The following is a 15,238-nucleotide window of genomic DNA, read 5'->3' as shown; positions in this document are numbered from 1 at the left end:
AGCATTGGAACCACCTGATCCCATCCCGAACTCAGCAGTGAAACGATGCATCGCCGATGGTAGTGTGGGGTTTCCCCATGTGAGAGTAGGTCATCGTCAAGATTCAATTCCGAAACCCCTATCTGCGCAAGCAGGTAGGGGTTTTGTCTTTGTACGGCTTTTTCTCTAGCGCTTCGCTGTAAGACCTCTCCTACTTATCAAGTCGACATTCAGTTGTCTCTTACACGTTGAGCAGAACCGGCTGGCTCAACTGAGAAAGCTACATCTGATATGGTTGATCCTTGATTCACGCTTACCTCAAGGACTTCGCACATGTCGGCCATGTCGCCTCTTACCCCCGGTTTTATGGTTGTACATGGCAATCGCCTGGACGAACTGCGCAGTCTTGTCGTGAGCTGGATGCGCTTGTACCCGCTGCGTCCACTGGAAAACGAAATCATCCTGGTGCAGAGCAATGGCATCGCTCAATGGCTTAAGCTTGCGCTCGCCGCGGACGAAAGCACGGATGAGGAAGGAGGGGTAGGAATCTCGGCGGCGGTGGATGTGCAGTTGCCTGGCAGTTTCATGTGGCAGCTGTATCGAAGCGTACTGGGGCATGACCAGATTCCTTCTTCCTCGCTGCTCGACAAGGCACCGCTTACCTGGCGTTTGATGCGTCTGTTACCGCAACTGATCGACCGGCCCCATTTCGAACCTCTCCAGCGCTTCCTGCTCGACGATAGCGACCTGCGCAAGCGCTACCAGTTGTCAGAGCGCCTGGCAGACTTGTTCGATCAGTACCAGGTCTATCGCGCGGATTGGCTTCAGGACTGGGCGGTAGGCAAGCATCAACTGCGCAATGGGCGAGGTTTGAGCAAGCCCTTGCCGGCAGGCAATTGCTGGCAAGCGGAGTTGTGGAGGGCGTTGCTGGAGGATGTAGGGTCCGAAGGCATGGCACAAAGCCGGGCGGGGGTGCATCAACGCTTCATGGAGGCTGCCGCGGCGCTGGATGAAGCGCCTTCGACATTGCCATCGCGTGTGATCGTGTTCGGTATCTCTTCGTTACCAGCCCAAGGCCTGGAAGCCTTGGCGGCGCTGGGTCGCTTCAGTCAGGTGCTGTTGTGTGTGCACAACCCCTGTCGGCACCATTGGGCCGATATCGTGGCGGACAAGGACCTGCTGCGTCATCAATACAAGCGACAGGCTCGCAAGCAGGGCATGCCGGTCGTATTGGATTCAGACAACCTGCATCAGCACGCCCATCCCCTGCTCGCCGCCTGGGGCAAGCAAGGGCGTGACTACATCAATCTGCTCGACAGCTATGACGACCCCGCCAGCTATCAGGCTGCATTTGGCGACGGTCGTATCGACCTTTTCAGCGAAGGCGAGCCGCGACACCTGTTGGGTCAGTTGCAGGACGACATCCTCGAGCTGCGCCCCCTGGGCGAAACACAGTCGATCTGGCCCAGCGTCGATATCAAGACCGACAAGAGCATTCGCTTCCACGTTGCCCACAGTGCGCAGCGCGAGGTGGAGATTCTGCACGATCAGCTGTTGGCACGCTTCAGTGCCGATGCCGCGCTGCGTCCACGTGATGTGATCGTCATGGTGCCCGACATCGACAGCTACGCCCCCCATATTCGGGCGGTGTTTGGCCAGCTGGACCGGGATGACCGCAGATTCATCCCCTTCACGCTGACCGATCAAGGGCAACGCGGGCGTGACCCTTTGCTCATAGCGGTCGAGCACCTGCTCAAGCTGCCGGACAGTCGCTTCCCCGTGAGCGAGATTCTTGATCTGCTCGACGTGCCTGCCCTGCGCAGTCGATTTGCAATTCTGGAGCGGGATCTGCCGACGCTGCGTCGCTGGATCGAAGGGGCGGGTATTCGCTGGGGTCTCGATGCACGCCAACGCACGCAGATGGGACTGCCGATCGAACTGGAGCAGAACACCTGGCGCTTTGGGCTGCGACGAATGTTGCTTGGTTATGCCGTGGGAACCGGAATAGGGTGCAGTGACATCGAGCCCTACGACGAAATCGGTGGCCTGGATGCAGCGCTTATCGGGCCGCTTGCAGCGCTTTTGGATGCGCTGGAAGTGGCCTGCCAGCAACTTGATCGTCCGGCCACCCCTGCGCAGTGGGGTATCAGACTGCATCAGTTGCTGCAGCTGTTCTTCACTGCCGACACGGAGCATGACGAATACCTGCTCAATCAGCTTGAAGAACTGCGTGAAGAGTGGCTGGAAACCTGCGAAGCGGTGGGACTGGTCGAGCAATTGCCGCTGACGGTGGTGCGTGAAGCCTGGCTCGCGGGGCTGGATCAGGGGCGCTTGAGCCAGCGCTTTCTGGCAGGCTCCGTCAACTTCTGCACCTTGATGCCGATGCGCGCCATTCCGTTCAAGATCGTCTGCCTGTTGGGCATGAACGATGGCGACTACCCGCGGGCGCAGCCACCGCTGGACTTCGACTTGATGGGCAGTGATTACCGCCCAGGCGACCGTTCCCGTCGCGAGGACGACCGCTACCTGCTGCTGGAAGCGCTGCTCTCGGCGCGTGAGCAACTCTACATGAGCTGGGTGGGGCGCAGCATCAGGGACAACAGCGAACGTCCACCGTCGGTGCTGATTGGGCAGTTGCGCGATCACCTGGCCAGTGGCTGGCGGCTGTCAGGCGATGAGGCACTGGACAGTTCCGCTCGCGGACAGAAGCTCTTGCACGCGCTCACGCTGGAGCATCCGCTTCAGCCTTTCAGTGCTCGGTACTTTCACCAGGGAAATCCTGCGCTCTTCAGTTTTGCCAGCGAGTGGCAGCACTTGCACGCAGGGGTGGCGGTGGCAGATACACAGGCAACGCTGCCTGCTCATCGTCAGGAGGAGCCATTGAGCGTGGCTCAGCTGCAGGATTTTCTGCGCAATCCGGTCAGGCACTTTTTCAGCCAGCGGCTCAAGGTCTTCTTCGAGTCGGCCGAGAAGCCGGTGTCCGATATCGAGCCCTTCGTGCTCGATGCGCTGGAGCGTTACACGCTCAGTGACAGCCTGCTCAGTGCGGGCATGGCCAGTGCCGGTGAAATCACCGACACGCTGGAGAACCACGCTCGCAAGTTGCAGGGCAGCGGTCTTTTGCCAATGGCAGAGTTCGGTACGCGACTGCGGGAAGAATTGATCGAACCATTGCCCGATCTGCTCGAGCGCTATCGCCAGTTGCTCGTGCTCTGGCCTTCCCGGCTGGACAGCGCTTTACCGATCACTTTCCAAGCACAGGGCATCGTGCTGGAGGGGTGGCTGGCGGGCGTGTACCAGCGCGAGGATGGCAACTGCCTCAGCGTTTCGACGATCGCCAATGCCATCGGCGGCGTGCGCTCGCGCAAATGGCATCGTCTGATACGTCCGTGGGTCTTGCATCTCGCCTCGTGCGCCGTGGGGCTGCCCCTGACAACGGCGGTAGTGGCCAGCGACGATACCTTGTTGCTCGATCCATTGCCTCTGGACCAGGCTCAAACGGCGCTGAGCGATCTCTTGCTGGCCTGGCAGACGGGCATGACCCGTCCTCTGCCGGTAGCGGTGAAGACAGCCGTGGCCTGGCTTTCGCAGACTGATGAGGAGAAAGCCTTGGCGGCAGCACGAAAAGCCTATGAGGGGGATGGCGTGACCAGCAATGGCGAGCGCCGGGAGGCGGTGGCGTTGATGCGTCAGTTCGCTGATTTCGATGCACTGGTCGACAGTGAAGAATTCGAGGGTTGGGCTCAGACGCTTTACCAACCCATGCTGGAAGCGCCCTGGCGCTCGGTCGATGAGCAGGAGGCCCGATCATGACCTCTCTTGAACGTCCATTGGCGTTGGCCTTCCCCCTGCGTGGCAGTCAGTTGATCGAAGCCAGCGCGGGCACCGGCAAGACATTCACCATTTCCGCACTCTATCTGCGTTTGATCCTGGGCCACAGTGCGGACATCAACGGATTCGGTCGCGAACTGCTGCCTCCGCAGATCTTGGTCGTGACCTTCACCGATGCGGCGACCAAGGAGCTGCGCGAGCGGATCCGCATACGGCTGGCCGAAGCGGCTCGTTTTTTTCGAGACGAGATCGCGGCACCGGATGCATTGATCGCGCAGTTGCGCGACGAATTCGACACCACCCAGTGGGCGGCCAGCGCAGCCCGACTGGATATTGCTGCGCAATGGATGGACGAGGCGGCTGTTTCCACCATTCATAGCTGGTGCCAGCGCATGCTGCGCGAGCATGCGTTCGACAGCGGCAGTTTGTTCACCCAAAGCCTGGAGACCGATCACAGCGACCTGCTGGGCGAAGTCGTGCGCGACTATTGGCGGCGCTATTACTACCCGATGCAAGGCGCTGCCCTGGATTGGGTAAGAGCTCATCTGGGCGGGCCCGCAGCGTTGCTCGCCAGAGTACGTGGGCTGTTTGCCCATGCGCACGAGGGCGCTTCGGGCGATGAACCTGGAGAGCTGATCGAGCGTGCTCTGGCCGAGCGCGAGCAGGCCTTGATCGAGCTCAAGAAACCCTGGCCGCAGTGGGCCATCGAGTTGCGTGAAATCTGCCTGCAGGCCGTGGCGGCGAAGGCGGTCGACGGTCGCAAGATGCAGGCCCGCTATTTCGAACCCTGGTTCGAGAAGATCACGGCCTGGGCGACCGACCCGGATCAGCACGAGCTGGATATCGGCACCGGCTTTACCCGCCTGACCCCCGAAGGCATGGCCGAAGCCTGGAAGGGAGAGGCCCCTGATCATCCTGGATTGCAGACGATGGTTATGCTGCCCGCAGCGCTGGCGGCGCTGCCGACACCTGAAAGCGCGGTGCTCAGGCATGCTGCCCAGTGGATCGGCGAACGCTTCGAGGAAGAGAAGCGCCGGCGTGCGGAAATGGGCTTCGACGATATGCTGGTCCGGCTCGACCGTGCGCTTCAGGGCGCCGGTGGTGAGCAGTTGGCCCAGTTGATTCGCGAACAGTTCCCGGTGGCCCTGATCGATGAGTTTCAGGACACCGATCCGGTTCAGTACCGCATTTTCGAGCGTATCTATCACATCGAGGAGAACGAACAGGAGACCGGTCTATTCCTGATCGGCGATCCGAAGCAGGCGATCTACGCCTTTCGCGGTGCCGATATACACACCTACCTGCAGGCACGTCGTGCGACCGAGGGCCGGCTGCATACATTGGGTACCAATTTCCGGTCAACCCAGGCCATGGTCGGGGCGGTCAACCATGTGTTCATGCAGGCCGAGCAGCGTGCGCAGGGGCGAGGTGCGTTCCTGTTCCGGCAGGGTGAAGACAATCCGGTGCCGTTCATCAATGTGCGGGCCCAGGGGCGCAAGGAATCGTTGATCGTCGAGGAGCAGGCCGTACCGGCGCTGACCTTCTGGCAATTGCCCAGTGATCAGCCTGTTTCGGGTGTTGTCTATCGCAAGGCCCTGGCAGCTGCCTGCGCGGCCGAAATCGTGCGCCTGTTGAACGCTGGCCAAGCCGGGCAAGGTGGCTTTCAAGTGGAGGGGCGCAAAGCCAGAGGTATCCTGCCGGCCGACATCGCCATTTTGGTACGCGATGGCAAGGAAGCTCAGGCCGTGCGCGCCGAGTTGACCGAGCGCGGGGTACGCAGCGTGTACCTGTCGGACAAGGACTCGGTGTTCGCTGCACAGGAGGCCCACGATCTGCTGGCCTGGCTGAAGGCGTGCGCCGAGCCCGATTCGGAGCGGCAATTGCGCGCTGCCTTGGCGAGCATGACGCTGAACCGTTCGCTGCATGAACTGGAGCAGTTGAATCTCAGCGAGCTGGAATGGGAAGCGCGAGTCATGCAGTTTCGCAGCTATCGAACCATCTGGCGCAGCCAGGGTGTGCTGCCGATGCTGCGCAGGTTGCTGCACGACTTCGACCTGCCGTTGGCGTTGATCGGTCGCGACGATGGCGAGCGTATCCTGACCAACCTGCTGCACCTGTGCGAACTGTTGCAGCAGGCATCCAGCGAACTGGACGGCGAGCAAGCGTTGATCCGTCATCTGAGCGAACAGCTGGCGCTGTCCGGCAGCGCGGCCGAGGAGCACATCCTGCGCCTGGAAAGCGACGAGCAGTTGGTGAAGGTGGTGACCATTCACAAGTCCAAGGGGCTGGAGTACGCGCTGGTTTTCCTGCCCTTCATCTGCAGCTGCAAGCCGGTGGATGGCAAGCGCTTGCCGTTGATCTATCACGATGCGTCACACCGGGCGCAACTGACGCTGAGCCCTACGCCTGAACAGGTGGCGCTGGCCGACGACGAGCGTCTGGCCGAGGATCTGCGTCTGCTCTACGTGGCCTTGACCCGGGCTCAACACAGCTGTTGGCTCGGCATCGCGGACCTCAAGCGCGGCACAACCAAGGAGTCGGTGTTTCATCGCTCGGCCATTGGTTACCTGTTGGGCGGCGGGCAGCCTCTGGTCGATGCGAGCCAGCTTGCGAGCTGGTTGCAGGCTGCGAGTGCGGGATGCCCGGACATCGTGAGCCTGCCGGTACCGGAAGCGGACGAGACCCGCTACGTACCGTTGCGCAGCGATGCCGCGCTGCTCAAGTTGCGTCTACCCAAGCGCAGTGCGCGGGAAAACTGGTGGATAGCCTCCTACAGTGCGTTGCGCATCAGCGACACCTTGAGCGCGGATGTCGATCAGGCGCCCGACAGCGCGCTTGAGCAGAAGCTCATGGACGATGAGCGCCTGGACGTCCAGGTACCGCGCGAAGTGCCGGCCACCAGCGGCGATATTCATCGTTTCCCCCGTGGTCCGGGTCCAGGGACCTTTCTGCACGGTTTGCTGGAGTGGGCGGGACGCGAAGGGTTCGCCAGTGTTGCGGCGACGCCTGAACGTTTGGCCGACAACGTCGCGCGCCGTTGCAGTCGGCGCGGCTGGACTGGCTGGATCCCGACCCTCGACGAATGGCTGCGACGTTTCATCGACGAGCCATTGCGCCTCGGATCCGAGCGCGCGCCGGTACGCATGGCTGAGCTCGATCAATACCAGATCGAAATGGAGTTCTGGTTCGCCAGCCACAAGGTCGACGTGACCCGCCTCGATACTCTGGTGCGCCAGTACACTCACCCAGGCGTGCTTCGGCTGCCAGCCGAAGGGGCGATGCTCAATGGCATGTTCAAGGGCTTCATCGACCTGTGCTTCGAGCATCAGGGCCAGTATTACGTTGCCGACTACAAATCCAACTGGCTGGGCCCGGATGATGATGCCTATACCCAGGAGGCGATGACCGAATCCATTCTGGCCAACCGCTACGACCTGCAATACGTGCTGTACCTGCTCGCCTTGCACCGACAGTTGAAAGCCCGGCTACCGGAGTACGACTACGACCAGCATGTCGGAGGTGCGGTATTCGTGTTTCTGCGCGGCCTGGGGGCGCCCAGTCAAGGGGTGTACTTCACGCGTCCGCCACGTGAGCTCATCGAGGAGCTCGATGCATTGTTCAAAGGCGGACGCCGCGATGTCCAGGCCGACCTGTTCGAGGAAAGTACACCATGACCCGCTCGTTTGCCGACCTGTTGCCGACGCCTCTGGACGCACACAGCCTTGCTCGATTGCAGCCCCGCACACATACGGCTGACCTGTTGGCGCTGCTCGAACGCTGGGTGGAGCGCGGCTGGCTGCGCGCGCTGGACAAGGCCTTCGTGGCGTTTCTGGCTGACCTTGATCCGCAGGGAGATCCCCTGGTGTTGCTGGCTGCTGCCTTGGCCAGTCACCAGCTTGGGCATGGACACGTTTGCCTGGACTTGGCAGCAACGCTGCAGGCGCCGGATTTCGCCTTGTCGCTGCCGCCCGAAGGCGACCTGCAGGGAGGCGTGGCCCTGCTGCCATCGCAGTTGCTGGAGGGCCTGAGTGCCGACGCCTGGTTGAGCAGTCTGGCGAATAGCCCATTGGTGGGCAATGGGGACGACACTTCAGGCAGCTCGCCCTTGGTGCTTTCGAGTCAACGTCTGTACCTGCGTCGGTACTGGACTTACGAGCGGCGCATCGGTGATGCGTTGCGCCAGCGTCTGGGGGCGCATGAGCCGATACCGGAGGATCTTGCCCAGCGTTTGACGCAATTGTTCGGCACCGCCGATGGGGCGCGGATCGATTGGCAGAAACTGGCCTGCGCGCTGGCGGCCCGCGGCGCCTTCAGTATCGTTACCGGCGGCCCGGGGACCGGCAAGACTACCACGGTGGTACGCCTGCTGGCGCTATTGCAGGGGCCTGCCGTTGCCCAAGACAAACCGCTGCGCATTCGTCTGGCGGCACCGACCGGCAAGGCGGCGGCTCGGCTGACGGAATCGATCAGCCTGCAGGTCCAGAGCCTGGAAGTGGACGCGGCGATCAAGGCACGCATTCCCACCGAGGTAACCACCGTTCACCGGCTGCTGGGAAGCCGTCCGGGTACGCGGCATTTTCGTCACGATGCGGCCAACCCTTTGCCCTTGGACGTGTTGGTGGTCGACGAGGCCTCGATGATCGACCTCGAGATGATGGCCAACCTGCTCGATGCGCTGCCGGCCCATGCGCGGCTGGTGCTGCTGGGCGACAAGGATCAGTTGGCGTCGGTCGAGGCGGGGGCCGTGCTAGGCGATCTATGCAGTCAGGCCGAGGCCGGCTATTACAGCCCGGCGACGCGAGCCTGGCTGGAGCAGGTGAGCGGCGAGGATCTGGCGCACAGTGGTTTGCTCGAAGGTAACGAGCGTGATCACGCTTTGGCACAACAGGTGGTCATGTTGCGGCACTCGCGTCGGTTCGGCGAGGACAGTGGCATCGGACAGTTGGCCGCCCGGGTCAACCTGCAGGACGCCGAAGGTGCGCGTGCCTTGCTCCAGGAAGGCCGGTACCAGGATGTGCATTGGCTGCCGCTCAAGGGTGAAGACGATGCAGCGCTGTTGCGTCTGCTGCTGGACGGGCATGGTCGCAGCAGCGATGGACCGCAAGGCTACCGCCGCTATCTTGAGCAGATGGACATGGCTCGACCGCCGGCTGAAACGCCACTTGGAGATGAAGCCTGGGCAACCTGGGCCCGTGGGTTGCTGAATGCTTTCGACGAGTTTCAGCTGCTGTGCGCCGTGCGCAAAGGGCCTTGGGGGGTCGAAAGCCTGAACGCACGCGCCACCCAGGCTTTGACTCAGGCGCGCCTGATCGACGGAAGCCAACCCTGGTACGAAGGCCGTCCGGTATTGATGACCCGCAACGACTATGGCCTGGGTTTGATGAACGGTGATATCGGCATCGCCCTTATGCTGCCCGAGGGTGGCGGGCGCGAGCGAAAGGTCTTGCGCGTGGCCTTCCCGCGCAACGACGGGCAGGGCGGCATTCGTTTCGTGCTGCCCAGTCGGTTGAATGACGTGGAGACGGTGTACGCGATGACGGTGCACAAATCCCAGGGTTCCGAATTCGCGCACACGGCGCTGATCCTGCCGGACGCGTTGAATCCGGTGTTGACCAAAGAGTTGATCTACACCGGAATCACGCGTGCCAAACACTGGTTCACCCTGGTCGAAAGCCGCAAGGGCGTGTTCGAGGAAGCGGTGCGGCGCAGGGTGAAGAGGCTCAGTGGGTTGATGCTTGGGTGGCAGTCTAACGTCTGAGTGGAGCGGGACGCGGCTGGCGCTGCTGCTACAGGGGGGCGGGGGTGCCCATCAATAGCGGTGCGTTGCGGTCGGTAACGTTGCGGATGTAATCCCACAACAGGGTAATGCGTTTCAGCTTGCGCAGATCCTCGCGGCAGTACATCCAGAACTGCCGGGTGATATCGATTTCCTCGGGCAGGACCTCCACCAGGCGTTCGTCCTGGGCAGCCAGGAAGCAGGGCAGGATGACCAGCCCGTGGCCTTGGAGCGCCGCAGTGTACTGGGCGATCACGCTGGTGCTGCGCAGTCCGGCGTTGACGTTGGGCAGCAGTTTGCTCAGGTAGAGCAGCTCGGAGCTGAATGCCAGGTCGTCGACGTAGCTGATGAAGCGGTGGCCGCTGAGCTGAGCGCTGCTGTCGATGGGCGGGTGGCGATCCAGGTAGGTGCGTGTGGCATACAGTTTCAGTCGGTAATCGCAGAGCTTGCAGCAGACGTAGGGCCCGTGTTCGGGGCGTTCGAGCGCGATGACGATATCGGCTTCGCGCTTGGAGAGGCTGATGAAGTGTGGCAGCGGCAGGATGTCGACCGAGATGGCCGGGTAGGTGTCGACGAAGTGGCTCAGTTGCGGGGTGATGAAGAAGCTGCCGAAGCCTTCGGTGCAACCCATGCGAATGTGTCCGGACAGTGCCACGCCGGAGCCTGAAACCTGTTCGCAGGCCATGTGCAGGGTGCTTTCCATTGATTCGGCCGACGCGAGCAGGCGCTGCCCTTCGGCGGTGAGGACGAAGCCGGTGGTCCGTGATTTTTCGAACAGCAGGGTACCCAGCGCGTTCTCCAGCGAGCCGATGCGTCGCGACACGGTGGTGTAGTCCACCCCCAGGCGTTTGGCTGCGATGCTGGCCTTGCGGGTGCGGGCCACTTCGAGAAAGAACTTGAGGTCGTCCCAGTTCAGGCTGCTAAGGTCTTTTTGCATGTTGGACCGGCTTTATTGTGAGTTCTTGTTAGATGTTTGCAGCCTCTATACTCCATCGCAGAACCGTCTCGCCACAACAATAAATACGCGGAGGTCATCCATGAACGTGTCCGTTCAACCGAATGCCAGCAAGCTCGACGATGTGAAACTGCTGATCGATGGTCAATGGGTCGCCTCGACCACTCAGGAATGGCGCGACATCGTCAACCCGGCCACCCAGCAAGTGCTGGCGCGCGTGCCCTTCGCCACGACCGATGAAGTCAATGCCGCGGTAGCTGCCGCGCAGCGTGCGTTCAAGACCTGGCGTCTGACGCCGCTGGGTGCGCGGATGCGCATCATGCTCAAGCTGCAGGCCCTGATTCGCGAACACTCCAAGCGGATCGCTCAGACCTTGAGTGCCGAGCAGGGCAAGACCATTGCCGACGCCGAAGGCGATATTTTCCGCGGCCTGGAAGTGGTCGAGCACGCCTGCTCCATCGGCAGCCTGCAGATGGGCGAGTTCGCCGAGAACGTGGCCGGGGGCGTCGATACCTACACCTTGCGTCAGCCCATCGGCGTCTGTGCCGGGATCACCCCGTTCAACTTTCCGGCGATGATTCCGTTGTGGATGTTTCCGATGGCGATCGTCTGCGGCAATACCTTCGTGCTCAAGCCGTCCGAGCAGGATCCGCTGTCCACGATCCAGCTGGTAGAGCTGGCCCTGGAGGCGGGTGTGCCACCTGGCGTGCTGAACGTGGTTCATGGCGGCAAGGAAGTGGTGGATGCGCTGTGCACCCACGCCGATATCAAAGCGGTATCGTTCGTCGGGTCGACTGCGGTCGGCACTCATGTGTATGACCTGGCTGGTCGCCATGGCAAGCGTGTGCAGTCGATGATGGGGGCCAAGAACCATGCGGTGGTATTGCCGGACGCCAACCGCGAGCAGACCCTCAATGCGCTGGTCGGCGCTGCGTTCGGTGCAGCCGGGCAGCGCTGCATGGCGACTTCGGTGGCGGTGCTGGTGGGCAAGTCCCGCGAGTGGATTCCGGACCTGAAGGCGCTGGCGCAGAAACTCAAGGTCAACGCAGGCAGCGAGCCGGGCACCGACGTGGGTCCGGTGATTTCCCGGCGTGCGCTGGAGCGTGTCACGGGTTTGATCGACAGCGGGGTACAGGAAGGCGCCAAGCTGGAGCTCGACGGCCGCGGCGTGCAGGTGCCCGGTTACGAGCAGGGCAACTTCGTGGGGCCGACCTTGTTCAGCGGTGTCACCACGGATATGCAGATCTATACCCAGGAGATTTTCGGGCCGGTGCTGATCACGCTGGAAGTCGACACCCTCGACGATGCCATCGCCCTGGTCAACGCCAATCCGTTCGGCAACGGTGTGGGGCTGTTCACCCAGAGCGGTGCGGCGGCGCGCAAGTTCCAGAGCGAGATCGATGTGGGCCAGGTGGGGATCAATATCCCGATTCCCGTGCCGGTGCCTTCGTTCAGCTTCACCGGGTCGCGCGGTTCCAAGCTCGGCGATCTGGGGCCCTACGGCAAGCAGGTGGTGCAGTTCTATACCCAGACCAAGACAGTCACGGCGCGCTGGTTCGATGACGACAGCGTGAACGATGGCGTCAACACCACCATCAACCTGAAGTAGGAGCACCGCCATGAACATCGCTTTCATTGGCCTAGGCAACATGGGCGCGCCCATGGCGCGCAACCTGCTCAAGGCCGGCCATACGTTGCACCTGTTCGATCTCAACCAGGCTGTGCTTGCCGAACTGGCGCAGTTGGGTGGCCATATCAGCGCATCGCCGAAGGATGCCGCCGCGCAGGGCGAGCTGGTGATCACCATGTTGCCGGCAGCCGCCCATGTGCGCAGCGTCTACCTGGGCGAGGAGGGCGTGCTGGCGGGTATTCGTTCCGGTACGCCGGCGGTGGATTGCAGCACCATCGATCCGCAGACCGCGCGCGACATTGCCGCCGCAGCGGCCAAGCAGGGTGTCGACCTGGCCGATGCGCCGGTATCGGGTGGCACTGGCGGCGCCCAGGCGGGCACCCTGACGTTCATGGTCGGCGCCTCGACCGAGCTGTTTGGCCAGTTGCAGCCAGTGCTGGCGCAGATGGGGCGCAACATCGTTCACTGTGGTGAGGTGGGCACTGGGCAGATCGCCAAGATCTGCAACAACCTGCTGCTGGGAATTTCCATGGTCGGTGTGTCCGAGGCCATGGCCCTGGGCAATGCGCTGGGCATCGATACCCAGGTGCTGGCCGGGATCATCAACAGCTCTACGGGCCGATGCTGGAGTTCGGACACCTACAATCCGTGGCCGGGCGTCAGCGAGACAGCGCCGGCTGCTCGTGGGTATAGCGGGGGCTTTGGAGCCGAACTGATGCTCAAGGATCTGGGCCTGGCGACCGAGGCGGCCAAGCAGGCCTGCCAGCCGGTGATCCTGGGGGCGGTGGCGCAGCAGTTGTATCAGGCGATGAGTTTGCGCGGGGATGGTGGGCTGGATTTTTCGGCGATCGTCAAGGCGTACCAGCGCCCAATGGAGTGACCAGCGGCCTGTAGGTAGTAGAGGAAACATGTTTCAAGCAGCGGACGCGGCTCGCGCCGCTGCTACAGGTGAGTTTCCAAATGAACGTGGGCAGACTAGACTCAAAAGCTGAAACGTTTCACTCTGCTGCCTCATAACTCCAATAAAGGGCCACCCCCATGAAACTGCTCCCCCTCGCCTGTGCCATCTCCGCGTTCACCCTCAGCGCCCACGCCCTGGCCTGGGATTTCGTGCTGCTGGACAGCGACAAGCCTGCGCAGAACCAGCGCATCACCAGCGAACAGTTGGGCGTCAAAGTCGACAAGCCGTTTTCCATCACCATGCGAACCCTGCACGGCGGCCGTCAGGAAGGTGTGAGCCTGATCGACATCGATAACGGCACCATGAAGCTGACGCTGGTCCCCACCCGTGGCATGAACGTGCTGCATGCCCAGGTCGGCGATGCGCGAATGGGCTGGGATTCGCCGGTGAAGGAGGTGGTCAATCCGGCCTTCATCGAGCTCAACGGCCGAGGCGGTCTGGGTTGGCTGGAAGGCTTCAACGAGCTGGTCACCCGCTGCGGTTACGAATGGGTCGGTCACCCCGGCATGGACAATGGCGAGTTGCTGACCCTGCATGGTCGCGCTGCGAACATTCCGGCCAGCAAGGTCACGGTGCACATCGACGAAGCGCCGCCCTATGCGATTCACGTGCGCGGCGAGCTGAAGGAGCAGGCCTTCAAGAAGGTCGACTTCAGCGTACAGACCGAGCTGGTGACCGAACCCGGCGCGGCCCGTTTCGTGCTCAACGACACCCTGACCAACAACGGCGACTACCCCAAGGAATACCAGGCGCTGTATCACAGCAACTTCAGCACGCCGTTCCTGGAGGAGGGCGCGCGGTTCGCCGCAGCGGTCAAACAGGTGTCGCCGTTCAACGACAAGGCCAAGGGCGACCTAGCCGATTGGCAGACCTATCGCGCGCCGACCAAGGACTATGACGAAACCGTCTACAACGTGGTGCCCTACGGCGACGCCAAGGGCGACACGCTGACCGTGCTGCACAACAAGGCCGGCAGCCTGGGCGTGGCGGTGGGGTTCAATGTCCAGCAGTTGCCGGTGTTCTCGTTGTGGAAGAACACCGATACACAAGGTCAGGGGTACGTGACGGGGCTGGAGCCGGGTACCAGCTTTTCCTATAACCGCCGTTACCAGCGGCCTTTGAACCTGGTCCCGACCATCGAGCCCAAGCAGCAGAAGCAGTTCAGCATCAGCTACAGCCTGCTGGCGGACAAGCCTGCCGTGGACAAGGCGCTGAAGACCATCGACACGATTCGCGACGGTCGCCAGACCGAAGTGCGGCAGACGCCGTTGGTGGACTTGAGCAAGGAGTAGGAAGCGCTGTGGTCATGAGCTGAAATCCGCGCGGACATACCGACAGGCGGATTTCGGCTCGCCAATGAAATCGCACGAATGAACGTTCATTCGTGCCTGCCAGGCAACATACATTTGCGTATCGCTGCCTTACTCCCCGCAACCAAGGCCTCTAGACTGCGCCCATCGATATTACTCGCACAGTCAACGAGGCCACTTTCATGAAAAAGATTCTCCTGCTCAACGGCGGCAAGCAGTTCGCCCACTCCGACGGTCGCTACAACCAGACCCTGCATGACGCCGCCGTCGCCTACCTGGACCGCGCCGGCTTCGACGTGAAGCAGACCTTCATCGACGGCGGCTACGACCTCGCCGAAGAAGTGCAGAAATACCAATGGGCCGATGTGATCATCTATCAGATGCCGGGCTGGTGGATGGGCGCGCCGTGGACCGTGAAAAAGTACATCGACGAAGTGTTCACCGAAGGCCATGGCAGCCTCTACGCCAACGACGGCCGCACGCGTTCCGATGCTTCGCAGAAATATGGCAGCGGCGGTTTGCTCAAGGGCAAGCAGTACATGATCTCGGCCACCTGGAACGCGCCGCAGCAGGCGTTCGACGATCCTGCCGATTTCTTCGAGGGCAAAGGGGTGGACGCGGTGTACTTCCCGTTCCACAAGGCCAACGAGTTTCTCAACATGACCGCCTTGCCGACCTTCCTCAGCGTCGATGTGATGAAGAGACCCGACATCGACAACGACGTCGCGCGCTATGAAGCGCATCTGGCCAAGGTGCTGGGCTGACGGTACGCTCGCCCGGGTAGCGATTGGTGTAT

The 15,238-nt window shown here is 62.0% G+C and carries 8 protein-coding genes and 1 rRNA gene; 8 read left to right on the top strand and 1 reads right to left on the bottom strand.

All coding sequences use genetic code 11. The annotated features are described in order from the left end of the window. The 4 genes from rrf to recD all read left to right on the top strand — a co-directional run. A 5S ribosomal RNA gene (rrf, locus tag QMX89_RS16430) occupies positions 1 to 102 on the top strand; the annotation flags it as partial. Positions 103 to 312: 210 nt separating this feature from the next. Beyond that, positions 313 to 3,792 carry an exodeoxyribonuclease V subunit gamma gene (gene recC / locus QMX89_RS16425; protein WP_282349000.1) on the top strand — a complete coding sequence of 1,160 codons (3,480 nt, stop codon included), beginning with the start codon at positions 313 to 315 and terminating at the stop codon, positions 3,790 to 3,792. Next, positions 3,789 to 7,484 (top strand): exodeoxyribonuclease V subunit beta, encoded by a 3,696-nt coding sequence (recB, locus tag QMX89_RS16420; RefSeq protein ID WP_282348999.1) that lies wholly within the window; start codon positions 3,789 to 3,791, stop codon positions 7,482 to 7,484. The genes recC and recB overlap by 4 nt, the downstream gene beginning before the upstream one ends. After that, positions 7,481 to 9,568 carry an exodeoxyribonuclease V subunit alpha gene (gene recD / locus QMX89_RS16415; protein WP_282348998.1) on the top strand — a complete coding sequence of 696 codons (2,088 nt, stop codon included), beginning with the start codon at positions 7,481 to 7,483 and terminating at the stop codon, positions 9,566 to 9,568. Before recB ends, recD begins: the two co-directional genes overlap by 4 nt. Positions 9,569 to 9,596: 28 nt before the next feature. Here the strand turns inward: recD and QMX89_RS16410 are convergent, their stop codons facing one another. Continuing rightward, the gene (locus QMX89_RS16410; RefSeq protein WP_282348997.1) at positions 9,597 to 10,523 is read right to left on the bottom strand and encodes a LysR family transcriptional regulator; all 927 of its coding nucleotides are present in this window, start codon (positions 10,521 to 10,523) and stop codon (positions 9,597 to 9,599) included. 100 nt (positions 10,524 to 10,623) lie between these two features. Here QMX89_RS16410 and QMX89_RS16405 point away from each other — a divergent pair, with 100 nt between their 5' ends. From QMX89_RS16405 to QMX89_RS16390, 4 genes are all read left to right on the top strand, one after another. Continuing rightward, complete coding sequence (locus tag QMX89_RS16405; protein ID WP_282348996.1) at positions 10,624 to 12,150, top strand: CoA-acylating methylmalonate-semialdehyde dehydrogenase; 1,527 nt, start codon at positions 10,624 to 10,626, stop codon at positions 12,148 to 12,150. Between the two features lie 10 nt (positions 12,151 to 12,160). Continuing rightward, positions 12,161 to 13,051 carry a 3-hydroxyisobutyrate dehydrogenase gene (gene mmsB / locus QMX89_RS16400; RefSeq protein ID WP_282348994.1) on the top strand — a complete coding sequence of 297 codons (891 nt, stop codon included), beginning with the start codon at positions 12,161 to 12,163 and terminating at the stop codon, positions 13,049 to 13,051. A 158-nt stretch (positions 13,052 to 13,209) separates the two neighbouring features. Continuing rightward, positions 13,210 to 14,424, top strand: a complete 1,215-nt coding sequence (locus QMX89_RS16395; RefSeq protein WP_282348993.1) for an aldose 1-epimerase family protein — start codon at positions 13,210 to 13,212, stop codon at positions 14,422 to 14,424. 200 nt (positions 14,425 to 14,624) lie between these two features. After that, positions 14,625 to 15,206 carry an NAD(P)H-dependent oxidoreductase gene (locus QMX89_RS16390; RefSeq protein ID WP_282348992.1) on the top strand — a complete coding sequence of 194 codons (582 nt, stop codon included), beginning with the start codon at positions 14,625 to 14,627 and terminating at the stop codon, positions 15,204 to 15,206. The last annotated feature ends 32 nt before the right edge of the window (positions 15,207 to 15,238 follow it).

The organism is Pseudomonas sp. PS01301 (genome assembly GCF_029960215.1).
GTDB classification, from domain to species: domain Bacteria; phylum Pseudomonadota; class Gammaproteobacteria; order Pseudomonadales; family Pseudomonadaceae; genus Aquipseudomonas; species Aquipseudomonas coleopterorum.
The sequence above is the reverse complement of the archived record's forward strand: the minus strand, read 5'-3'. Positions and strand labels throughout refer to the sequence as shown.